Below are 19,653 nucleotides of genomic sequence, written 5' to 3'. Positions count from 1 at the left end.
CATCCACTTGGCGCTGTTCATTCTGCTGGCGTCCTTCGCCGTTCCCGCGCAGGCGGAGCGGGTCAAGGATCTGGGTACGTTCCAGGGCGTGCGCCCCAACCAGCTGACCGGATACGGCATCGTCGTGGGTCTGGCCGGCACCGGCGACGACAGTTTGCAATATGCGACCGAGGGCATGAAGGGCGTGGTTTCGCGCTTTGGCCTGACGCTGCCGCAGGGGATCAATCCCGCGCTCAAAAATGCGGCGGCGGTGCTGGTCACCGCCGATCTGCCCGCTTTTTCCAAGCCCGGCCAGCGGCTCGACATCACCGTGTCGGCGCTGGGCAAGGCCAAGTCGCTGCGCGGCGGCACGCTGATCCTGACCCCGCTGCGTGGTGCGGACAATGAAATCTACGCCATGGCGCAAGGCAATCTGGCCGTTGGTGGCCTGGGCGTGTCCGGCGCGGATGGCAGCCAGGTTTCGGTCAACATTCCCTCTGCCGGGCGCATCCCCGGCGGCGCGACGGTGGAGCGTGCGGTCGCGACCGGCTTCGATACCGCGCCGACGCTGACCTTCAACCTTGCCGAAGCGGACCTGACCACGGCGCTGCGCGTCGCGGACGGCATCAACCGCGCCTTTGGCGATCGCCGCGCCCGTGCCATGGACGCGGTATCGGTGACGATCGATGCCATTCCGGGGGCGGAAGACCGCATCCTGATGATGGGCATGATCGAGAATATCGAGATTTCGCCCGCCGAAGCGCCCGCCAAGGTCATCGTCAATGCGCGCACCGGCACCGTCGTCATTAACGGCGCGGTGCGCATCCATCCTGCCGCCGTCGCCCATGGCAAGCTGACCGTCAGCGTCAATGAAAGCCCGCGCATCGTCCAGCCCGCGCCGTTCAGCCGGGGCGAGACGGCGCAGGAAGAGTCGAGCAGCATCAGCATCGACGAGCAGAAAAAACCTATGGTTAATTTTAAAGGTGGGGCGTCGCTGGCCGATATAGTCAAGGCGGTCAACGCCATCGGCGCATCTCCTGCCGATATGGTCGCGATCCTTGAAGCCCTCAAGCAAGCGGGCGCGATGAAAGCCGAATTGGTGGTATTGTGATGCAGGTTAGCTCGACATCCTCCGCGACCGCCACGTCCGGCGCAGCGCCCGCGAACAAGGCCAGTCTGGAAAAGACCGCGCAGCAGTTCGAGGCGATCTTCCTGCGCCAGATGATCGGCGCGATGCGATCGGCCAGCCTTGCCGAGGGCATTTCCGATTCCAGCGCGACCGAGCAATTTCAGTCGATGGCGGATTCCCGCACCGCCGACGCCATGGCGAGCGGCAACAGCATGGGTATCGCCCAGCTATTGATCAAACAGTTCGGCGCGAAACCTGCCCCTGACGCACCCACTGGGGCAAGCGCGCCATGAGCGACCTGTTCATCATCGGGGCGTCCGGCACCCGCGCCTATCGCACCGCGATGGCGGCGATTGGCGAGAATATCGCCAATGCCAGCACCGACGGCTATGCCCGCCGGTCAGTAACGACTGCGGAATCCGGCGCGTCCACCGCCACCATGGCCATGTATGTGTCGAAGGGGAATTTCGGCGGCACGCAGGTGATGAGCATCAATCGCGGCACCGACCCCTATCTGGATGCGACCGTGCGGATGACCGGCATGGCGCTGGGCAGTTCGACCGCGCGGCTGCGCTGGCTAAGCGATGCTGAAAATGCGCTCAACGACACCGGCACCGGCATTGGCGCGCTGATGACCGGCATGTTCCAGAATATGGAGAAGCTGGCCGCCAGCCCGTCCAACACGTCCTTGCGGGTGACGACACTCGACAGTATCAGCCGCGTCGCACAGGCCTTTACCCAGACGGCAGCCGATCTGAAAGCGGTGTCGGAGGGGATCGCGACCGAGGCGGATGCATCGGTCAGCACGATCAACCGCTCGCTTGAATCGCTGGCCGACATCAACAACAGCCTGTTGCGCGCGCAGCCTGGCACCTCTGCCTATGCGCAGTTGCTCGACAGCCGCGACGCGGCTTTGCAGGATCTGACCGAAAATCTGAACGTCACGATCAGCTTTGGCGCGCATGACAGTGCGCAGATCAGCTTTGACGGGCAGACGCTGGTGCAGGGCGATGTCGCCACCAGCCTGGCGGTAGCCAGCAATGCCGACGGCACGCTGGACCTGACGCTGGCCGATGGCACCGCGCTGGCGACGCCGGCCAATGGCACGCTGGGCGGGCTGTTTTCCGCCGCCGATACGGTGGCCGACCGCCGCACGAGCCTGGACACGATCGCCGGGAAATTCGTAACCGACATGAACGCCTGGCACGCGCAGGGCGTGACCGATGCCGGGGGTGCGGGCGCGCCCTTGCTGTCCTATGGCGGCGGCGCGGCCAGCGTTGCGGCGCTGATCACCGATCCGGCGGAACTGGCCACCAAATCGGCCAACGGGACGCTGAACGGCAATCTGCTGACCGTCACATCCACCCTGCGCGGCAATGGCAGCGTCGAACAGGACTGGACCGCGCTGATCGCCACGCATGGCAATCTGCTGGCGGGGACCAAGGCCGACAACAACACCGCGCAAAGCCGCAGCGACCAGGCCGTCGCCGCGCGCGAAGCGGTGAGCGGGGTCGATCTCGACATGGAAGCCGCCGACCTTCTGCGCATCCAGCAGGCCTATTCGGCCAGTGCCAAGATTTTGCAGGTCGCCAAGGAAACCGTCGATTCCATCCTTCAGATTCTCTGAGCCGCGAAAGGGCTGAGCCATGGTAGGTATCACCAACAAGATCATGCTCGCCGAAATCCGCCGGCAACAGCAATTGTCGCAGAATATCGTCGACGGGCAGACCGCCATTTCCACCGGTATCACGCTCAACAAGCCGTCGGACGACGCGCTTGCCTGGGTGCAGGTGTCCGATGTGGGCCGGGCGCAGGCGCAGCAGTCGGCATGGCAGACCAATATCAGCTATGGCAAGACCCGCGCCGCCAATGCCGAAGCCAATCTGGACGAGGTCAACAATCTGTTGACCCGCGCGCAGGAACTGGTGACGTCGGCGCGCAACGGATCGCTCAACGACACCAGCCGCGCCGCGATCGTCGAGGAAATGTCGACCATCCGCACGACGATCAGCGAATTGCTGAACCAGACCGATTATCAGGGCGTGTCGGTGTTCGACGATCAGCAAAGCGTGCTGGTGCCGGTCAGCCGTGGTCTCAATCTGGAAGTCGTGGCGACGCGGCAGGACGTGTCCGAAGGGATTGACGTCAACGGCACGCCGATGTCGATCGACGGAATATTGAGCCAGAGCATCGACGCGCTGCAAAATGGGGACGATGCGGCCATCGGAGCGGGCCTGGATGCGATCAAGATCGGACAGGGCCACATCACGGTCGAACTGGCGCGGCAGGGCGTGCGCAGCAACCGGCTCGACATTGTGGGTGAGCGGCTGACGGACATTGACCTCGACCTCACCGAACGGCGCGCGGCACTGCAATCGACCGACCTTACCGAAGTCATTTCCAACCTGAAGGCGCAGCTGATGCAGCTGGAAGCCGCGCAGTCTGCCTTTGCCCGGATCAACCAGCAGACTTTGTTCGACCTGATCAGCTGATCTGACGAAAATAAATCGTCGTCCTAAACCGGACGCTAACCAGTCCGTATTAACCACATGACAGGTGCCCCTGGTGGCGCCGCCGGGGCTTACCGCTTCCGGGTGCTTATATCGGGGATAGTTTCATGTTCGCTGCCATTGGACTGGTCGTCCTGCTTGTCATGGTGTTCGGCGGCTTTGCCTTCACCGGCGGCGATCTTGGCCCGGTGCTTCATGCCCTGCCCCATGAAATGCTGATCATCGGCGGCGCGGCCGTCGGCGCGCTCATCATCGGCAATAGCGGATCGGACCTCAAGGCGCTGGGCGGTGGCCTGGGCAAGGTGTTCAAGGGCGCCAAATATAAGAAGCAGGATTTTCTGGACTGCATCTTTCTGGTGTCCAAGCTCATGAAAACGCTGCGGGTCGAAGGGCCAGTGGCGCTGGAGCCGCATATCGAGGACCCCTCAACCTCCACCATCTTCACCGAATATCCCAAGCTGATGAAGGACAAGGCGCTGGTCCACCTGATCAGCGACACGCTGCGTCTGGTCGTCATCTCGTCCGGCACGCTCGATCCCCATGCGGTGGAAGAGGTGATGGACAACAGCCTCAAGACGCATCACCACGAAGCGATCAAGCCGGCGGACAATCTGCAAGGCCTGGCCGATGCGCTGCCCGCGCTCGGCATCGTTGCGGCTGTTCTGGGCGTGGTCAAGACGATGGGCTCGATCGACCAGCCGCCCGCGATTTTGGGTGCGATGATCGGTTCGGCGCTGGTCGGCACCTTCCTTGGCATCCTGCTCGCCTATGGCATGGTCAATCCCTTCGCCAACCGCTGCCGGTCCGTGATCGAGGCGGATGGGGCAATCTATCATGTCGTCAAGCAGATCATCGTCGCCTCGCTCCACGGCCACCCGCAGCCGCTGGTGATCGAGGCGGCCCGTTCCGGCCTGACCCATGCCAACCAGCCCGGCTTTGCCGAAGTGTTCGACGGTATGCGGGGCAAATAAGCCATGGCGGAGAAAAAGCGCGGCGCGAACGAGCCGGAACCCCGGCCGATCATCGTCAAGAAGATCATCGTCGACGGCCATGGCGGCCATCATGGCGGCGCATGGAAAGTCGCCTATGCCGATTTCGTGACGGCGATGATGGCGTTTTTCCTGCTGATGTGGCTGCTGGGTGCGACCACCGAAAAGCAGCGCAAGGGGCTGGCCGACTATTTCACGCCCACTTTGGTGCAGACCAAGGAAAATTCGGCCGGGTCGAATGGCATGTTCGGTGGCGACAGCATGATGGCGAAGGAAAATTACCCGACGACCGGTGGTCAGGGCAGTCTGGCCATTACCATTCCGCGCGACGCCAGCGGCACGAAGGACCAGGGCGGCAAGGCGATGAAAGCCGCCGATCGGCAGAAATTTGAATCGATCAAGAAGGAACTGGAAGCGCGCATGGCCAAGCGCATGGCCAAGCTGCGCAAGAATGTGCGCTTCACCGAAACCCGTGAAGGACTGCGCATCGACCTGATCGACGAGGCGGATTTCGCGATGTTCGCGATGGGCACCGACCGGCTGGTGCCGCAGGCCCGCGCGCTGATCGGCGAAGTCGCGTCCGTGCTGCAAACCATGCCCAACCCGCTGATCGTGCGCGGCCATACCGATGGCCTGCCCTATGCGTCGGGCCGGACCATGAACAACTGGCTGCTGTCATCGACCCGCGCCGAATCGACGCGCAGGGCGCTGGCCGACAGCGGCATCGGCAATGCCCGCTTCGCCCGGATCGAGGGCGTCGCCGACCGTGAACCCTTCATCAAGAACGACGCCTATGATCCGCGCAACCGGCGCATGTCGATCATCCTGGGCTGGACCCGCGGCGGCAACAGCGCTGACGATGAGGATATGGACGCGGAAACCAAGGCCGCGATCAAGGAACGTGACGATCCGGCCCGCGTGGCGAAAAAGGCGGCACAGAGCCTGGACATGGGCGGCACCGGCCTGCCTGGCGGCGCGGCACTGCTGAACCCAACGGCGCCTGGGACTTCGAACAAGCCAGGGAAGCATTGAGGATGACGGGGTAGCGCGAGGGGTGGTTTGCGGACGGGCGGCTCTTCCCACCGTCATGCCAGCGAGGGCTGGCATCTCTCTTTTCTTTCAATCGCTTCGCTAAAAGAAGTGAGATCCCAGCCTTCGCTGGGATGACGACATGGGTGGCCTATTATGGTCGCTATCAGTCAATCGCCGCCATCGTCATCCTAATGGGAGTCTGTATCCCTTTGCGCGCTCGTCGCGCGCATCCGTAATTTTTGTGTGAATGGACCCCGGATCAAGTCCGGGGTGACGAAGGGCGGACGGTCGTGCGAATAGGCGCGGCCTAACCGCCGCTCGCGCCTACTTCTTCTTGCCGAAGTCCACCGTCACCACGTTGGAGCCATCTTCCGCCACGACCTGCGGGCCGTCATTTTCCGCTTCGTCATGCGGCTCCGGCAGAGCGTCGCCCGCGACCTGAAACTGGAGTGCGAAGTTGACGGCGGGGTCGACGAACGCGGTGATCGCGGCGAAGGGGATGTTGAGGTGGGCGGCGACCTGGTTGAAGGTCAGGCTGACCTCGAAATGATGGTCGCTGACCTTCAGGTCCCAATATTTATTCTGGAGGACGATGGTCATTTCGTCCGGGAAGCGTTCGATCAGCCGCTTGGGGATGTCGACGCCGGGTGCCTGGGTCTTGAAGGTGATATAGAAATGGTGGCTGCCGGGCAGGCCGCCGCTGGCCTGCACCTCTCCCAACACGCGACCGACGACGGCGCGCAGGGCTTCCTGCACGATTTCGTCATAGGGAATCAGGCTGTCGGGCAGGTCATCGCTCATGGCGTCCATGTCCTAACGGCGCGAAACAGGGGGTCAAGCCCCCTGGCACACCCGCACCGGCCCACACCCCCACCCGACCGCCCACAGAGTGTATCCTGAATGGGAGGTCGGGTGGGGGTGTGGGCCGGTGCGGTAACCGAAATGCGCTCTTCCGCGCATTTCGAGACAGACAGACGCCCCGCATTGCACGACCAGATTGCAAGATGGGCGGCACGCGCTATAGGGCCACCATGCGCACGGCCGAGATTCACCGCAACACGGCGGAAACCCAGATCGACGTAACCGTCAACCTTGACGGCACGGGTCTTTATACGGTGTCGACGGGCATCGGTTTCCTCGACCATATGATCGAGCAATTGTCGCGGCACTCGCTGATCGACATGACCGTCAAGACCGTGGGCGACCTGCATATCGACCAGCATCACACGACCGAGGATACCGCGATCGCGATTGGCGAGGCGGTGGCCAGGGCGCTGGGCGACAAGCGGGGGATTTCGCGCTACGGCTCTGTCTATTCGCCGATGGACGAGACGCTGACGCGGGTGGCGCTCGACATTTCGGGGCGGCCCTGGCTGGTGTGCAAATTGCCCTTCACCGTGCAGAAGGTGGGCGAGTGGGACACGGAGATGGTGGAGCATTTCTTCCACAGCTTCGCGCAGGCCGCCGGCATCACGCTGCACATCGAATTTCTGTACGGCAGCAATAATCACCATATCGTCGAAAGCGCATTCAAGGGGCTGGCCCGCGCGCTGCGGCAGGCGGTGGAGATCGACCCGCGCAAGGCGGATGCGATCCCGTCGACCAAGGGGATGTTGTGAGTTCGCTTATCGCATTTTTCCCCTTTAATCCTCCCCTTATAGGGGAGGTGGCTGGCGCAGCCAGACGGAGGGGTGTCGCCCTCCCGATAGCGGGACACCCCTCCACCACTTCGTGGTCCTCGAAAGGAGACACGTGGCTCCTTTCGACCCCTTGCAGGGGAGGATATGTGTTGATCGAGGGAGGCTTAAGGTGACCATCGCCCTGATCGACTATGGCGCGGGCAATCTGCATTCGGTGTATAACGCCCTGCGCAAGGCGGGAGCTGATGATGTCGTCATTACCGCGGACGCCGATGTGGTGGCACGGGCCGACCGGATCGTGTTGCCGGGCGTCGGCGCATTCCGGGCGTGCCGTGATGCACTGGTGGCGATTCCCGGCATGGTCGATGCGATGGGCGAGGCCGTCCATAAGCGCGGCGTGCCGTTTCTGGGCGTGTGCGTGGGGATGCAATTGCTGGCCGAGGCTGGCGAGGAATTCGGGCGGCATGAAGGGCTGGGCTGGATTGGCGGCACGGTGCGGTTGATGCAGCCGGGCGACGCCAGCATCAAGGTGCCGCATATGGGGTGGAACGATGTCGTGCTGAACGGCACGCCGCCGCTGCTGGAGCCGGGCGAGGCCTATTTCCTGCACAGCTATCATTTCGAGGCGACCGATCCCGCCCATATTGCCGCCGTGACCGACCATGGCGGCCCGCTGGTGGCGGCGGTCGCGCGCGACACCATCATCGGTTGCCAGTTTCACCCGGAAAAGAGCCAGACCTATGGCCTTTCCTTCCTGTCGCGCTTTCTGGAGTGGAAGCCGTGATCCCTTTAGCATGGCGTGTTCCCGCGAAGGCGGGAACCCAGGCCCGCCGTCTGAACTGGGTTCCCGCCTTCGCGGGAACACGCTGCCCCATTATTGTCTGGTGAGTCCATGTCTCTGATCGTCTTTCCCGCCATCGACCTGAAAAACGGGCAGGTCGTGCGCCTGGCCGAAGGCGATATGGACCGTGCGACCGTCTATGGCGACGATCCGGCGGCGCAGGCGGCGTTGTTCGCGCAGGCGGGCGCGCAGCATCTGCATGTGGTCGATCTGGATGGCAGTTTTGCCGGCCATGCGGTCAATGCCGCGGCGGTCGAGCGGATCGTCGAGACCTTTCCGGGCCATGTCCAGCTGGGCGGCGGGATTCGCAACCGCGAGTCGGTGGAGCGCTGGTTTGACCTGGGCGTATCGCGCATCGTCATCGGCACGGCGGCGCTGAAAGACCCGGCCTTCGTCAAGCTGGCGGCGCGCGATTTTCCCGGCGGGATCGTGGTGGCCGTCGATGCCCGCGACGGCTTTGTCGCGACCGATGGCTGGGCGGAAAAATCCGACATGCCGGTGATCGACCTGGCGCGGCGGTTCGAGGATGCGGGCGTTGCCAGCCTGTTGTTCACTGATGTGGGGCGCGACGGGATGTTGAAAGGCTGCAATGTCGAGGCGACGGTCGATCTGGCGCGGGCGACCGACATTCCGGTGATCGCCAGCGGCGGCGTGGCGGGGATTGCCGACATTCGCGTGCTGAGCCTGCACGCCGATGACGGGATAGAGGGCGTGATCACCGGGCGGGCGCTGTATGACGGGCGGCTGGACCTGAAGGTCGCGCTGGCCGTGGCGCAGGCGGCGGCGTGATCAATTGTGCATCCTTTCCCGTTCGGGCTGAGCGAAGTCGAAGCCTTCACCTGAGCATAGCGAAGGCCCTCACTGCGTTCGGGTGGCCCCTTCGACTTCGCTCAGGGCGAACGGAAAATGGAGCATCGCTTTGACCGTCCGCACCCGTGTCATCCCCTGTCTGGACGTGGCCAATGGGCGCGTGGTCAAGGGCGTGAATTTCGTGGATCTGCGCGATGCGGGCGATCCGGTCGAGCAGGCAAAGCTGTATGACGCGGCGGGCGCGGACGAGCTGTGCTTTCTGGATATTACCGCGACGCATGAGGCGCGCGGCACGATTCTCGACGTGGTGCGGCGCACTGCCGAGGTCTGCTTCATGCCCGTTACTGTGGGCGGCGGGGTGCGGACGCCTGAGGATGCACGCGCGCTGCTGCTGGCCGGGGCGGACAAGGTGGCGGTGAACAGCGCGGCGGTGGCGCGGCCCGAACTGGTGGCGGATATTGCCGATCGCTTTGGCAGCCAGTGCATCGTGGGATCGGTCGATGCGCGCCGGGTCGGCGAGGGTCGCTGGGAAATTTTCACCCATGGCGGACGCGTGTCCACCGGGATCGACGCGCTGGACCATGCGCTGCGGCTGGCGGAACTGGGCGCGGGCGAATTGCTGGTGACGTCGATGGATGGCGACGGGACCAAGGCGGGCTATGACCTGGCGCTGACGCGCGCGATCGCCGATGCGGTATCGATCCCGGTCATCGCCAGCGGCGGTGTGGGGACGCTGGACCATCTGGTCGAAGGCGTGACATTGGGCCATGCCAGCGCGGTGCTGGCGGCGTCGATCTTCCATTTCGGGCAGCATACGATCGCAGAGGCGCATCGCGCGCTGGCGGCGGCGGGCGTACCGGTGCGCGGCACCAATCTGGCTGAGGCGTGAGGACAGATATGCGCGAGACCCTGCACCAACTGGAACAGACGATCCGCCAGCGGCGCTCGGCTGATCCCTCCACATCCTATGTCGCCAAGCTGACGGCACGGGGGCGCGGCAAGATTGCGCAGAAGGTGGGCGAGGAAGCTGTCGAGACGGTGATCGCCGCGATGGCCGGGGATCGCGACGGCGTGGTCGGCGAAAGCGCGGACCTGCTGTTCCATCTCCTGCTGCTGCTCGCGGACCTCGACATTTCGCTCGACGATGTGTGCGACGAGCTGGAGCGGCGTGAGGGCGTGTCGGGCATTGCCGAGAAGGCGTCGCGCCCCGCGGACTGACTATCATCGGATAGATATTGCGTCCGCTGCGTTCTGGCCTAGCCTTATGGGCGGGACAGGGAGTGGAGAACATGATGATACGGACGGTAATCGGCGGCCTGCTGGGCGGCTTCGCGATGTTTATCACAGGCTTCATCTTCTGGGGTACGCCGCTGAGCGCGCTGGCGACGAGCCGCGCCGAGGGCCAGGCAAGCGCCAACTTGCAGGCGGCGCTGGCGCAGGCGCTCAACACGACCGGCACCGGCGTCTATACCATCCCCGATCCGGCGACGGCGGAGGGGACCATCCTGTACGGCAAGGGTCCGGTAGCGCAGATTTTCTACAATAGCAGCGGCTTTCCGGTGATGGACAGCGCCAGCCTGATCGGCGGGCTGATCCTGGCGCTGGTGGTGGGCGTGCTGATCGCGCTGGCGCTGCGGTTCGTCACGACCGGTTTTGCCGAGCGGGCGCGGGTCAGCCTGATCTTCGCGCTGGCGACGGTGCTGTGGATGGATATCGGGCAGGCCGTGTTCAACCATGCGCCCTGGGGCTATATTCTCTATCTGGGGTTCAGCGATTTCGTGGCGCTGGCGGTAGCTGGTCTGATTGCGGCCAAGCTGATGGACGGGGCGCAACCCGCGGTCGGGACGGTCCACTAAGCCGTGATGCCGTCACTCTGACCCGTTCGTTTCGAGCGAAGTTTGGGGCTTCAAACCGCTGCTTCCTGCGCCATGCGGATCATGCAGGCGGCGTGGCGATGGGCGATGGCCATGCGATCCTCGCCATAGCCGCCGCCCATGGTGCTGGCGACGGGGATGGCCCGCGCCCGCGCCTGGCGCATGACATAGCGGTCGCGCGCATCGAGACCCGCATCGGTCAGCGCCAGCCGCCCCAGCCGGTCGTCGCCATGGGGATCGACCCCGGCCTGATAGAGGATGAGGTCGGGCGCCAAATCGTCCAGCACGGGCGGCAGCGTGTCGTGCAGGATGGTGAGATAGGCGACGTCCTCCACCCCGTCGGGCAGGCCGATGTCGAGCGTGGAGCGCGCCTTTCGCACCGGGAAATTTTTTTCCGCGTGGATCGACAAGGTGAAAATGTCCGACCGGCCCGCCAGCAGCGACGCCGTGCCATCGCCCTGATGCACGTCGAGGTCCAGGATCAGGATGCGATCCGCCTCCCCCTCCGCGATCAGCCGGTTGGCGGCGATGGCCAGGTCGTTGAACACGCAATAGCCCGCCCCGCTATCGGCCAGCGCATGGTGGCTGCCACCTGCGGCATTGGCGGCAAAGCCGTGCAGGCGCGCCAGCCGCGCCGCCGCCCATGTGCCGCCGGGCGACAGCAGGGAGCGGCGCATCACCCGCTCCGTCACCGGAAAGCCGATCCGTCGTTCCTTGGGTGGCGGGACGGTAAGGGTCAGCACCTCTTCCACATAGGCGGGATCATGCACCGCCTCTATCCAGGTGCGCGGCATCGGATCGGGCGTGTGGAGGGTCATGGGCGGCGCAGTTTCGCGCAGCGCCTCCATCACCAAACCATATTTGTCGAAACGAAAGCGGCTGCCGGGTGTTGCGGGAGAGACATAGGCAGGATGGTGAACGACGTGCAGCATGATCTTTTCCGCTATCGTGATTTGAACGGTGGCCGCTTTGCGCTATCTGGTCCAGCATGAACCGTCCCGACATGATCCGTTTTTCGACGCTGGCCTTGCTGAGCGCCAGTGCCCTTAATGCCAGCACCCTGCCCGCTTACGCCCAGACGCCGGTAACGCAACCCCCGGCCACCGCGCCGACGCTGCCCCCGGCCATGGTGCAGCCGGTGCCGCCCGCGCCATTGCCAGCGCCCATCCCGCCGCTGTCGGCGGCGCAGGAGGCGTGGGCGAATGGCTGGCTGCGCGGTGGCGCGGAACAGGGGCTGATGGCGCGCAGCAAGGCGACCGCCAACCTGACCGGCGAGGCGCTGGTCAACGCCGTGCTGGACCGGGCCAAGGCGCTGTCCACCGGGCGGGTCGATGCTGCCGATTTCCTGGAGATATGGGCGCTGCGTCCCGAACGATTCGATCCGCGCCCAGGGCTGGCCAAGGCAGTGGCCGAGGATCGGCTGGCGCAATGGGCCAATGCGCTGACGCCGCCCTATGCGGGCTATGACGGGCTGCGCAAGGGGCTGGCGACCTATGAGGCGATCCGCGACAAGGGCGGCTGGCCAGTGCTGACCGCCACGTCCGCGCCGATGGTGGTGCGCGCGCGTATCGCGCTGGAGGACAGGAGCGTCACCCCGACGGAGAATCTGACCGACGTGCTGCAACGGGCGCAGCGGCGCTATGGGCTTAATCCCACCGGATTGCTCGACGCACGGACGCTGGCGGCGCTCAATGTCAGCGTGGATGACCGGATCGCCGCGATCATGGCCAATATGGAGCGGTGGCGCTGGATGCCGCGCCGCCTGCCGATCAACCGGGTGCAGGTGAACATCGCCGCCGCCGTGCTGACCGTGTTTCAGGGCGATCAGCCGGTCACGTCGATGCGTGCGGTCACCGGCAGCCCGCAAAATGCGACGCCGATGCTGACGTCGAACATCCATTCGATCGTGGTCAATCCGCCATGGAACGTGCCGATGTCGATCGCCAAGCGCGAATTGTTCCCCAAGGGGCGCGCGGCGCTGGCAAGGCAGGGCTACAAGATCATCAAGACGCCCGAAGGCGGTGAGCGGATCGTTCAGCCAGCCGGCCCGAACAGCGCGCTGGGGCGGTTGAAGTTCGATTTCGCCAACCCGTTCGCGGTCTATCTGCACGACACGCCGTCACGCGGCAAATTTGCGAGCTATGACCGGCTGGCCAGCCATGGTTGCATCCGGCTGGAAAAGCCGGTGTCGCTGGCCGAGCTGATGGTGGCGAGCGACCCGGAATTGAATGGGCAAATCCAGACGCTGATCGACGCGGGCAAGACCCAGCGCGTGTCGTTGCCGCAGGAAGTGGCGGTCTATCTGCTCTACTGGACCGCCTTTGCCAGCAGCAACGGCACGATGAGTTTCCGCGCCGACCCCTATGGCTGGGACAAGTTGCTGGCCGAAAAGATCGAAGCATCGAGCCGCCGGGCCGACCCCACCGCCCTCCCCTCCCCGACTATCGCATCGAAGGACTGACCACCCATGCGCAAAATTGCCCTGTTCGCCCTAGCCGGTGCCCTTGCCCTGTCCGCCTGCGGCAAGAAGGAAGAAGAGCCGACGGCGACCAATAATCTGGTCGAGCCGCCGGTCGAAAATGTCATCATCGAGGAGCCGGACGCGGTGCTGCCGCCACCGTCCAACAATGCCGTCGCGACTCCGGCCGCGCCGCCACCGTCCGTGTCCGAACAGCAGCAGATTCAGGATGATGCCGACGCCACCGGCATGACCGCGCGCCTGCCCCAGGAAGGCGAAGAGAGCCAGCCCGTGGACGAAGCGAGCGGTTCCGCACCATAAGGTGCATCGCCCCGCTCTTGGAGCGGGGCTGCGACTTTGCTATATTGGCATCATGGATCGCCGCAATTTCACGAAGTTCGCTATAAGCGGACTCGCCTTTTCGTTTCTAACCGACAGCATCGGCCGGGCAGCCGTGCCAGTGGGGGCGTCACCTTTGCCCGCCGCCGCGCCTTTGCCTGCAACGCCGGTCGTGCAGCCAGTGGCGGCCAAACCCTATGCGTCGCTGCTGGAGCGGGCCAAGGCCGCGCTGGACCGGCATGGCGACGCCTTCACCCTGCGGGACCGGGTGGCGATCGCCGATTTCAATGCGCCGTCCAAGGATTTGCGCTTCCATATCGTCGACCTGATCGGCGGGCAGAGCAGCAGCTATCTGGTTGCCCATGGCCGTGGGTCGGACCCGGCGCATAGCGGCTGGCTCCAGAGTTTTTCCAACGAACCCAATTCGCTGGCCAGCAGTTCGGGCGCGTTCAAGACCGGCGAACAATATATCGGCCAGCATGGCCGGGCGATGCGGCTCATTGGGCTGGACCCGCAGAACAACAATGCCGAACCGCGCGCCATCGTCGTCCATGGCGCGGACTATGTGGGCGAGGACCATATCGCAACCTGGGGCAAATGCGGACGCAGCGAAGGCTGTTTCGCGGTCGCGCCGCATATGTTGCCGCAATTGCTGGGGCTGCTGGGCAGCGGGCGGTTGCTCTATGCGGACAAGATCGGGATTGAGGCGTAAGCTTTTCCAACGTCATCCCAGCGAAAGCTGGGATCTCTGTTCTTCCAGAGCAGCGTTGCGAAGAAAAGCGGGATGCCAGCTTTCGCTGGCATGACGGGAGACAGGGGCGATGCGCCTCCCGCTCCCGAAAAGCATATTACCCCGCCTTCACTCCCGTCATCGCTTCGGCCGCCGGCTTGTTGGTCGCATCGACCGACCCATCGGCCAGCATCGTCTTGCTGAGCGCCACCGCTTCGGCCTGAAGCGCCGGATCGCTGGCCGCCTGACTGGCCCCAATCAGCGCAGAGAGGAGGATGTTCTTCGTCACCTTGTCCGCCGCATTTTCCGATGCCGACTTGCGGGCCAGGGCCAGCGCTTCGGTGTAGAGCGGGGCCGAACCAGCCTTGTCCTGCGCAGCGAGTTTCTGGTTGCCCATCTGGATCAATATGCCCGCCAATATGTTGCGGCTGGCCGCGTCGGTCGGCTTTGCCTCCACGACCTTGCGCCAGTGCGGCACCGATTCGCCATAAAGGGCGATCACCTTGTCCATTTGCCCCAGCGCGCCATAGGCAGCGGCATCAGCATAGAGGGCGTTGGCGAGGAAATTGACATTGTCGATCTTCGACGGATCGACCTCTACAGCGGTGCGGATGGCGGGGAGCGCGGCGTCATATTTGGCGACGGCACCAGCATTGTCGCCCGCCTGCTGGGCGCTCTGGCCAGCGGTGAAATCGGTGACGGCGCTGTTGAAGGCGGCGATCTGTTCCGGGGTCATCTGCGCGGCGGCGGGGGTGGATTGAGCGGCAGGCGCGTCCTGGGCCGATGCGGGCGTCACGAGCGCCAGCGGCGCGGACAGGCTCATCAAAGCGATCAGGGTGGTCTTTGCCAATGTCAGGGTCTCCTTGGTTGTTGCACCATAAATGTCGAACAGGCGAACCGTGCGCCTTTCAACATCAATAATGAACGAAGGAGCAGGCTGGTTCCCACCCCCTCAAGGGCGACTCATCGCGCAAAAGGCTCCGGCCATGGCAAAATCGGCGGCGCGCCGGGCATTGCGGGCAGCGGCCTGCGCATCTTCGCCCCATTGTTCGATCTGCCATGCCTCGTCGATTTCGGCGGCCTGCCAGATGGCGTCGAGGTCATGCCCGCCATCGACAATGGCGAGGCCGCAGATGAGTGAGCCGCTCAGGTTCACCAGCGTGGACAGGCCCGCCAGCCGGAAGGGATCGAAGGCGGCCACTGCTGCGCCGAGCCGGGTGAGCGTCTGCGCGGGCTGATCGACCGGCCAGATGCCCTGGGTCACGACGAAGGCAACATCATAGCGCGCGCGTGCCCAATCGAGCAGCGGCTCCCAGGCCGCCGCCTGCCGCTCCACCAGCGTCTGCGGCGCTTCTGCGCGGTAGCAGAGCAGGTCGCTCTCGCCATAGCGGGCGATACCGGCGGCAAAGCTCCTATGATTGGGGACGATATGGTCGATCGCGGCATTGGCAAGGCCGGTGAGCGGCATGGTGGCAGGATCGACGCTCTCACCCTGCACGCGCCATTCGGCAGCCACCGCGTCGGCCAGCGCAGGCGTGGGCAGCGCCAGCAGCGCGCGGGCGGGGGTGCGGACCGGGCGGGTGTCGAGCTGGATGGCAAAGCCCTCGTCAGCGGGAACGACCGCGACGTCCTTGTAAAAGCGCTTCATGGCTTGGTGCGCTTGAACAGGGCCAGCATCAGGCGCGGGACGATCATGAACTGGAACAGGCCGACGATGACCATGATCGCGCCAAACGCCTTGGCCTTGTCCCCCTGCACCCAGGTGAAGCGCTGCATGATGGCGAGGAAGCCGAACATGACGATGAAGGCGCCCGACAGGCGGAACAGGCCGATGGCGAAATGGCGCTGGCGGGCGATCTTTTCGGGATCAACGGGGGGGGGAGGCGGAAAGTCGGTCATGGCGCGCCGATATGGCCGCGCAATTGCGCGCTGTCCATCGCCACGGCCTGCGCACCTGCCGCGATCAGTTCGTCCGGGGCGTGATAGCCCCAGGCGACGCCGATGCTGCGCACGCCTGCCGCCATTCCCATGTCCATGTCGAAGCTGGTGTCGCCGATCATGACGGTGGTGTCGGGCGCGGCCCCGGCTTCGGCCATCGCGGTCAGCAGCATGGAAGGGTGCGGCTTGGACGGGTGGCGATCGGCGGTCTGGAGCGTGACGAAGCGGTCGATCAGACCATGATGGGTGAGGCACAGCGCCAGGCCGCGATCCGACTTGCCGGTGGCAACCCCCAGCAGCCAGCCCGCGCGATCCAGGTCATGCACCAGATCGGCGATGCCGGGATAGAGCGGTTCAGACACGGCATTTTCGCGCCGCATCGCCTGAAACGCCAGCTTGTAGCGTTCGGAGAGATGATCGTGGAAATCCGCTTCCGCATCGGGCAGCAACCGGGCCATGGCGTGGGGCAGCGACAGGCCGACGACCGAAAGGATGGCGAGGCGATCCGGCGCGGCGAGCTTCGCGTCCTCAAACGCGCGGGCCATGGCGGCGCAGATATTATGCTGGCTGTCGACCAGCGTGCCGTCGCAATCGAACACGACCAGGGGGTTAGGCATCGACGCTGTCCCTATTCGCCCCCGCCGCGCGAGCGCCGTTCGCCCTTGCGGTCCTTGCGCACCTGCTTGGCGTGCTGGCGCGCGAACTTCTTTTCATCCTCGCGCGTGGGGCTGCGGTCGATCTCGTCATCCAGCGGCATGTCGCCCAAGCTGAGATCAAAGCCCAGATCGGCGAGGCTGGAGGCGAAATGGGTGGGCAGGTCCGCCATCACATCGACGCGGCCGCCGTCGGGATGATCGACCCGGATGCGGCGGGCGTGAAGGTGCATCTTGCGACTGATCGAGCCGGTCAGGAAACTGTCCTTGCCGCCATATTTGCCGTCGCCCACGATCGGGTGGCCGATCGCGGCGAGGTGGACGCGCAACTGGTGGGTGCGTCCGGTATAGGGTTGCAGCTCGACCCAGGCGGCGCGGTTGCCCGCCCGTTCGATGACGCGATAGCGGGTGCGCGCGGGCAGCCCTTCGGCTTCATCGACATGCATTTTTTCGCCGCCGGTGCCGGGTTGCTTGGCCAGCGGCAGTTCGATCATGCCGTCTGCGATAGCGGGTACGCCGATGACCAGCGCCCAATAGACTTTGCGCGCGGTGCGGCTGGAAAAGGCCTTGGCGAAATGGGCGGCGGCGCGGCTGGAGCGGGCGAGCAGCAAAGCGCCCGACGTATCCTTGTCCAGCCGGTGAACCAGCTTGGGCCGCGATTCGGCGTTGAAGATGAGGCCGTCGAGTAATTTGTCGACATGCTCGTCGGTCTTGGTGCCGCCCTGCGTCGCCAGGCCCGGTGGCTTGTTGATGACGATCGCCTGCGCGTCGCGGTGGATCACCATTTCCTGCACATAGGCGATCTCGTCCTCGGTCAGGTCGATGACCATGGCGCGCTTGGCGGGGCGTTCGGACGGGGCGGCCTTCGCTTCGGCGGGTGGGACGCGGATCATCTGCCCCTCGGCGATGCGATCGCCCGGCGCGGCGCGCGCACCGTCGATGCGCAACTGGCCGGTGCGCGACCAGCGCGACACGATGTTGAAGCCGACATCGGGCAGATGACGCTGGAACCAGCGGTCGAGGCGGATGCCGTCATCGTCGGGCTGGACCCGATATTGGCGCACGTCTAGCGAGACGCCCTTGGCTGCCGATGGCTTGGGCGCGGCGGCCTGAACCACGGGTGCGACCTTGGCGACAGCGGGCTTGGCGGCGGGCTTTTTCGGGCCGGACTTGAAGGGCGGCTTGAAGGCGGGCTTGCCGCCCTCCCCCTTGCGCGCGGTCGCGGCCTTTGCGCCGCCACGGGCGCGACCGGGCGCGCCGGTCGGCTTGCCGGGAACCGGTTTACCGGCTGCGGGCTTGCCGAAGGATTTGCCGGGTGCCGCTTTGCCTGCGGCGGCTTTGCCGGGGGCAGCGGGTTTGCGACCGCGCGGGGCGTCGCTCTTGCCGGGAGGACGACCCTTCATGCCACGACACTCCGCATCAGCGACAGGCCCAGCGCCAGCGCGGCTACCGCCCCGATGACCGAAGCGCAGGCATAGGCCATAGCGACGATGATCTGGCCGCGCTCGATCATCAGCAGCGTTTCCAGGCTGAAGGCGGAGAAGGTGGTGAAGCCGCCCAGCACGCCGACGCCCAGCAGCAGCCGGATCGGTTCGCCCGACGTCATACTGCCGCGCGCCAGCCAGCCAGCCAGCAGGCCCATGGCGAAACCGCCGATCAGATTGGCCGCGAACGTACCCCACGGCCAGGTCGCGCCCGGCGTCATCGCGCCCAGGAAACGGCCCAGCTGGTAGCGCAGCGCAGCGCCCACCGCGCCGCCGCCCATAACAAGGAAAATATTGGTCATGCCGCTGCCCCTACAGGCAAATGGCGATCAGGGGAATGGGGCGGTCCGATTCCGCCCCTTTGCCCCTATTTGCCGTTGTCGGCGATGATGTCGACGCTGGTCTTGCCGCCGGGCGCGTCGGTGAAGAGGATGAAATAGGCGCTGCCATCACCCTTGCGCGTGCCGCCCAGCACATGATCGCCGCCCAATATCTTATGTTCGCCGTCATAACCCGCGCGGCGGGCGAGGGTGTAATAATAGTCCATCACGCCCTGACGCGGCGCAGGTGTCACAAAACTGGCAGCGCGCAGGGTGCAGCCATTGCGTTCCGCGCCCGCCGCTTCGGTCAGCTGCGCGCCGGGATAGAGAGTGAAGGGATCGGGCAGACGCTGCGCCCATTCCATGCCGTAAGCGAGCTGCTTGCTGCAATTGACGTTGCCGCCGTTGCGCGACGCCTGTTCGCGGGCGACTGCGCCCAAGGTGACGGTCGATGCCATTGCGTCGCCTGCGCTGGGCGCGGGCGCGGCGAGCAGCTTGCCGCCCGCCTGTTGCAGGGCCGCAGCCTGCGCCTTGCCGGCGTCGCCACCAAGCAACGGCACCGCGCCATTGGCGGGACGGTCAGCGGGGCGCACGGCGTTGCGGTTGGACTGACCGACCAGCTGGGGATCGACCACGATCGGGTCGGCCAGCGCGCCTTTGAGCGCGGGATCGACCGCATTGTTGGTGAGTTGCGCATCGAGCGCGGCGAGGCTGGCATCCTTGTCCCCCTTGCCGCAGGCCGCGAGCGCCAGCGTCAGCGTGATGATGGAAACGGACCTGAAAAACGCCATGCTGCACTCCTTCGTAAACGAGGCATGAAGAGTGCGGGTTAATTTTTCGTTAGGACTTTTGGTGAATCGCGGTAAAATTCCGCATCACCGGGCCAGTTTCTGCTTACTGGCCTGCCTGTTCGCCTTGTGGCCATGC

Annotated in this window: 24 protein-coding genes; 15 read left to right on the top strand and 9 right to left on the bottom strand. The window is 65.0% G+C overall.

Features of this window, described 5'->3' with window-relative positions; genetic code table 11:
* The first annotated feature begins 7 nt into the window (after positions 1 to 7).
* The 6 genes from ACODSR_RS09020 to ACODSR_RS08995 all read left to right on the top strand — a co-directional run bounded on the left by ACODSR_RS09020 (position 8) and on the right by ACODSR_RS08995 (position 5,639).
* Positions 8 to 1,090 (top strand): flagellar basal body P-ring protein FlgI, encoded by a 1,083-nt coding sequence (locus ACODSR_RS09020; protein ID WP_489075689.1) that lies wholly within the window; start codon positions 8 to 10, stop codon positions 1,088 to 1,090.
* Complete coding sequence (locus ACODSR_RS09015; RefSeq protein WP_489075842.1) at positions 1,090 to 1,401, top strand: rod-binding protein; 312 nt, start codon at positions 1,090 to 1,092, stop codon at positions 1,399 to 1,401. Before ACODSR_RS09020 ends, ACODSR_RS09015 begins: the two co-directional genes overlap by 1 nt.
* Positions 1,398 to 2,735, top strand: a complete 1,338-nt coding sequence (gene flgK, locus ACODSR_RS09010) for a flagellar hook-associated protein FlgK (protein WP_489075687.1) — start codon at positions 1,398 to 1,400, stop codon at positions 2,733 to 2,735. Before ACODSR_RS09015 ends, flgK begins: the two co-directional genes overlap by 4 nt.
* Before the next feature lie 19 nt (positions 2,736 to 2,754).
* Positions 2,755 to 3,600 (top strand): flagellin, encoded by an 846-nt coding sequence (locus ACODSR_RS09005; RefSeq protein ID WP_489075685.1) that lies wholly within the window; start codon positions 2,755 to 2,757, stop codon positions 3,598 to 3,600.
* 125 nt (positions 3,601 to 3,725) lie between these two features.
* On the top strand, positions 3,726 to 4,589 hold the full coding sequence (motA, locus tag ACODSR_RS09000; RefSeq protein ID WP_217675505.1) for a flagellar motor stator protein MotA: 864 nt from the start codon (positions 3,726 to 3,728) through the stop codon (positions 4,587 to 4,589).
* Between the two features lie 3 nt (positions 4,590 to 4,592).
* A complete protein-coding gene (locus ACODSR_RS08995) occupies positions 4,593 to 5,639 on the top strand; it encodes a flagellar motor protein MotB (RefSeq protein WP_489075683.1) in 1,047 nt (348 codons plus the stop codon).
* Positions 5,640 to 5,963: 324 nt separating this feature from the next.
* On the opposite strand, the gene ACODSR_RS08990 is transcribed toward ACODSR_RS08995, so the two are convergent.
* Positions 5,964 to 6,440: an SspB family protein gene (locus ACODSR_RS08990; RefSeq protein WP_119745137.1), complete on the bottom strand. Its 477-nt coding sequence runs from the start codon at positions 6,438 to 6,440 to the stop codon at positions 5,964 to 5,966.
* Positions 6,441 to 6,670: 230 nt separating this feature from the next.
* Here ACODSR_RS08990 and hisB point away from each other — a divergent pair, with 230 nt between their 5' ends.
* The 6 genes from hisB to ACODSR_RS08960 all read left to right on the top strand — a co-directional run bounded on the left by hisB (position 6,671) and on the right by ACODSR_RS08960 (position 10,786).
* Complete coding sequence (hisB, locus tag ACODSR_RS08985; protein WP_037491646.1) at positions 6,671 to 7,258, top strand: imidazoleglycerol-phosphate dehydratase HisB; 588 nt, start codon at positions 6,671 to 6,673, stop codon at positions 7,256 to 7,258.
* A gap of 190 nt (positions 7,259 to 7,448) precedes the next feature.
* Positions 7,449 to 8,063 carry an imidazole glycerol phosphate synthase subunit HisH gene (hisH, locus tag ACODSR_RS08980; protein WP_489075680.1) on the top strand — a complete coding sequence of 205 codons (615 nt, stop codon included), beginning with the start codon at positions 7,449 to 7,451 and terminating at the stop codon, positions 8,061 to 8,063.
* Positions 8,064 to 8,171: 108 nt separating this feature from the next.
* Positions 8,172 to 8,909: a 1-(5-phosphoribosyl)-5-[(5-phosphoribosylamino)methylideneamino]imidazole-4-carboxamide isomerase gene (gene hisA / locus ACODSR_RS08975; RefSeq protein ID WP_217673633.1), complete on the top strand. Its 738-nt coding sequence runs from the start codon at positions 8,172 to 8,174 to the stop codon at positions 8,907 to 8,909.
* 130 nt (positions 8,910 to 9,039) lie between these two features.
* On the top strand, positions 9,040 to 9,819 hold the full coding sequence (gene hisF / locus ACODSR_RS08970; protein WP_489075678.1) for an imidazole glycerol phosphate synthase subunit HisF: 780 nt from the start codon (positions 9,040 to 9,042) through the stop codon (positions 9,817 to 9,819).
* An 8-nt stretch (positions 9,820 to 9,827) separates the two neighbouring features.
* The gene (locus tag ACODSR_RS08965; RefSeq protein ID WP_489075676.1) at positions 9,828 to 10,148 is read left to right on the top strand and encodes a phosphoribosyl-ATP diphosphatase; all 321 of its coding nucleotides are present in this window, start codon (positions 9,828 to 9,830) and stop codon (positions 10,146 to 10,148) included.
* A gap of 71 nt (positions 10,149 to 10,219) precedes the next feature.
* Positions 10,220 to 10,786 (top strand): hypothetical protein, encoded by a 567-nt coding sequence (locus ACODSR_RS08960; protein ID WP_489075674.1) that lies wholly within the window; start codon positions 10,220 to 10,222, stop codon positions 10,784 to 10,786.
* Positions 10,787 to 10,836: 50 nt separating this feature from the next.
* Here ACODSR_RS08960 and ACODSR_RS08955 read toward each other — a convergent pair whose 3' ends face one another.
* The gene (locus tag ACODSR_RS08955) at positions 10,837 to 11,736 is read right to left on the bottom strand and encodes a histone deacetylase family protein (protein WP_489075672.1); all 900 of its coding nucleotides are present in this window, start codon (positions 11,734 to 11,736) and stop codon (positions 10,837 to 10,839) included.
* A gap of 71 nt (positions 11,737 to 11,807) precedes the next feature.
* Between ACODSR_RS08955 and ACODSR_RS08950 the strand changes: the two genes are divergently transcribed.
* From ACODSR_RS08950 to ACODSR_RS08940, 3 genes are read left to right on the top strand one after another with little or no spacing between them, the layout of a single operon-like run.
* Positions 11,808 to 13,265 carry a L,D-transpeptidase family protein gene (locus ACODSR_RS08950; RefSeq protein ID WP_489075670.1) on the top strand — a complete coding sequence of 486 codons (1,458 nt, stop codon included), beginning with the start codon at positions 11,808 to 11,810 and terminating at the stop codon, positions 13,263 to 13,265.
* A gap of 6 nt (positions 13,266 to 13,271) precedes the next feature.
* Positions 13,272 to 13,583: a hypothetical protein gene (locus tag ACODSR_RS08945; protein WP_217673638.1), complete on the top strand. Its 312-nt coding sequence runs from the start codon at positions 13,272 to 13,274 to the stop codon at positions 13,581 to 13,583.
* Positions 13,584 to 13,635: 52 nt separating this feature from the next.
* Complete coding sequence (locus ACODSR_RS08940; RefSeq protein ID WP_489075668.1) at positions 13,636 to 14,313, top strand: murein L,D-transpeptidase catalytic domain family protein; 678 nt, start codon at positions 13,636 to 13,638, stop codon at positions 14,311 to 14,313.
* Positions 14,314 to 14,449: 136 nt separating this feature from the next.
* Here ACODSR_RS08940 and ACODSR_RS08935 read toward each other — a convergent pair whose 3' ends face one another.
* From ACODSR_RS08935 to ACODSR_RS08905, 7 genes are all read right to left on the bottom strand, one after another.
* Entirely contained in the window at positions 14,450 to 15,154 is a 705-nt protein-coding gene (locus ACODSR_RS08935; RefSeq protein WP_489075840.1) for a hypothetical protein, read from the bottom strand.
* Between the two features lie 129 nt (positions 15,155 to 15,283).
* Entirely contained in the window at positions 15,284 to 15,979 is a 696-nt protein-coding gene (locus ACODSR_RS08930; protein WP_489075666.1) for an ATP12 family chaperone protein, read from the bottom strand.
* Positions 15,976 to 16,230 carry a hypothetical protein gene (locus ACODSR_RS08925; protein ID WP_294133745.1) on the bottom strand — a complete coding sequence of 85 codons (255 nt, stop codon included), beginning with the start codon at positions 16,228 to 16,230 and terminating at the stop codon, positions 15,976 to 15,978. The genes ACODSR_RS08930 and ACODSR_RS08925 overlap by 4 nt, the downstream gene beginning before the upstream one ends.
* Positions 16,227 to 16,886: an HAD-IA family hydrolase gene (locus tag ACODSR_RS08920; protein ID WP_489075664.1), complete on the bottom strand. Its 660-nt coding sequence runs from the start codon at positions 16,884 to 16,886 to the stop codon at positions 16,227 to 16,229. The genes ACODSR_RS08925 and ACODSR_RS08920 overlap by 4 nt, the downstream gene beginning before the upstream one ends.
* Before the next feature lie 11 nt (positions 16,887 to 16,897).
* Positions 16,898 to 18,325 (bottom strand): RluA family pseudouridine synthase, encoded by a 1,428-nt coding sequence (locus ACODSR_RS08915; protein ID WP_489075662.1) that lies wholly within the window; start codon positions 18,323 to 18,325, stop codon positions 16,898 to 16,900.
* On the bottom strand, positions 18,322 to 18,708 hold the full coding sequence (gene crcB / locus ACODSR_RS08910) for a fluoride efflux transporter CrcB (RefSeq protein WP_489075660.1): 387 nt from the start codon (positions 18,706 to 18,708) through the stop codon (positions 18,322 to 18,324). Before crcB ends, ACODSR_RS08915 begins: the two co-directional genes overlap by 4 nt.
* A 65-nt stretch (positions 18,709 to 18,773) precedes the next feature.
* Positions 18,774 to 19,517 carry a hypothetical protein gene (locus tag ACODSR_RS08905; RefSeq protein WP_489075658.1) on the bottom strand — a complete coding sequence of 248 codons (744 nt, stop codon included), beginning with the start codon at positions 19,515 to 19,517 and terminating at the stop codon, positions 18,774 to 18,776.
* Positions 19,518 to 19,653 lie beyond the last annotated feature (136 nt).

This window comes from Sphingobium sp. FG125 (assembly GCF_057809795.1).
The sequence above is the reverse complement of the archived record's forward strand: the minus strand, read 5'-3'. Positions and strand labels throughout refer to the sequence as shown.

Bases quoted from the DNA above. Each gene is read 5' to 3' on its own strand.
- ACODSR_RS09015 (WP_489075842.1), top strand. From the start codon at position 1,090: ATGCAGGTTAGCTCGACATCCTCCGCGACCGCCACGTCCGGCGCAGCG.
- flgK (WP_489075687.1), top strand. From the start codon at position 1,398: ATGAGCGACCTGTTCATCATCGGGGCGTCCGGCACCCGCGCCTATCGC.
- ACODSR_RS09005 (WP_489075685.1), top strand. From the start codon at position 2,755: ATGGTAGGTATCACCAACAAGATCATGCTCGCCGAAATCCGCCGGCAA.
- motA (WP_217675505.1), top strand. From the start codon at position 3,726: ATGTTCGCTGCCATTGGACTGGTCGTCCTGCTTGTCATGGTGTTCGGC.
- ACODSR_RS08995 (WP_489075683.1), top strand. From the start codon at position 4,593: ATGGCGGAGAAAAAGCGCGGCGCGAACGAGCCGGAACCCCGGCCGATC.
- ACODSR_RS08990 (WP_119745137.1), bottom strand. From the start codon at position 6,440: ATGAGCGATGACCTGCCCGACAGCCTGATTCCCTATGACGAAATCGTG.
- hisB (WP_037491646.1), top strand. From the start codon at position 6,671: ATGCGCACGGCCGAGATTCACCGCAACACGGCGGAAACCCAGATCGAC.
- hisA (WP_217673633.1), top strand. From the start codon at position 8,172: ATGTCTCTGATCGTCTTTCCCGCCATCGACCTGAAAAACGGGCAGGTC.
- ACODSR_RS08965 (WP_489075676.1), top strand. From the start codon at position 9,828: ATGCGCGAGACCCTGCACCAACTGGAACAGACGATCCGCCAGCGGCGC.
- ACODSR_RS08960 (WP_489075674.1), top strand. From the start codon at position 10,220: ATGATGATACGGACGGTAATCGGCGGCCTGCTGGGCGGCTTCGCGATG.
- ACODSR_RS08955 (WP_489075672.1), bottom strand. From the start codon at position 11,736: ATGCTGCACGTCGTTCACCATCCTGCCTATGTCTCTCCCGCAACACCC.
- ACODSR_RS08950 (WP_489075670.1), top strand. From the start codon at position 11,808: ATGATCCGTTTTTCGACGCTGGCCTTGCTGAGCGCCAGTGCCCTTAAT.
- ACODSR_RS08945 (WP_217673638.1), top strand. From the start codon at position 13,272: ATGCGCAAAATTGCCCTGTTCGCCCTAGCCGGTGCCCTTGCCCTGTCC.
- ACODSR_RS08940 (WP_489075668.1), top strand. From the start codon at position 13,636: ATGGATCGCCGCAATTTCACGAAGTTCGCTATAAGCGGACTCGCCTTT.
- ACODSR_RS08935 (WP_489075840.1), bottom strand. From the start codon at position 15,154: ATGAGCCTGTCCGCGCCGCTGGCGCTCGTGACGCCCGCATCGGCCCAG.
- ACODSR_RS08930 (WP_489075666.1), bottom strand. From the start codon at position 15,979: ATGAAGCGCTTTTACAAGGACGTCGCGGTCGTTCCCGCTGACGAGGGC.
- ACODSR_RS08925 (WP_294133745.1), bottom strand. From the start codon at position 16,230: ATGACCGACTTTCCGCCTCCCCCCCCCGTTGATCCCGAAAAGATCGCC.
- ACODSR_RS08920 (WP_489075664.1), bottom strand. From the start codon at position 16,886: ATGCCTAACCCCCTGGTCGTGTTCGATTGCGACGGCACGCTGGTCGAC.
- ACODSR_RS08915 (WP_489075662.1), bottom strand. From the start codon at position 18,325: ATGAAGGGTCGTCCTCCCGGCAAGAGCGACGCCCCGCGCGGTCGCAAA.
- crcB (WP_489075660.1), bottom strand. From the start codon at position 18,708: ATGACCAATATTTTCCTTGTTATGGGCGGCGGCGCGGTGGGCGCTGCG.
- ACODSR_RS08905 (WP_489075658.1), bottom strand. From the start codon at position 19,517: ATGGCGTTTTTCAGGTCCGTTTCCATCATCACGCTGACGCTGGCGCTC.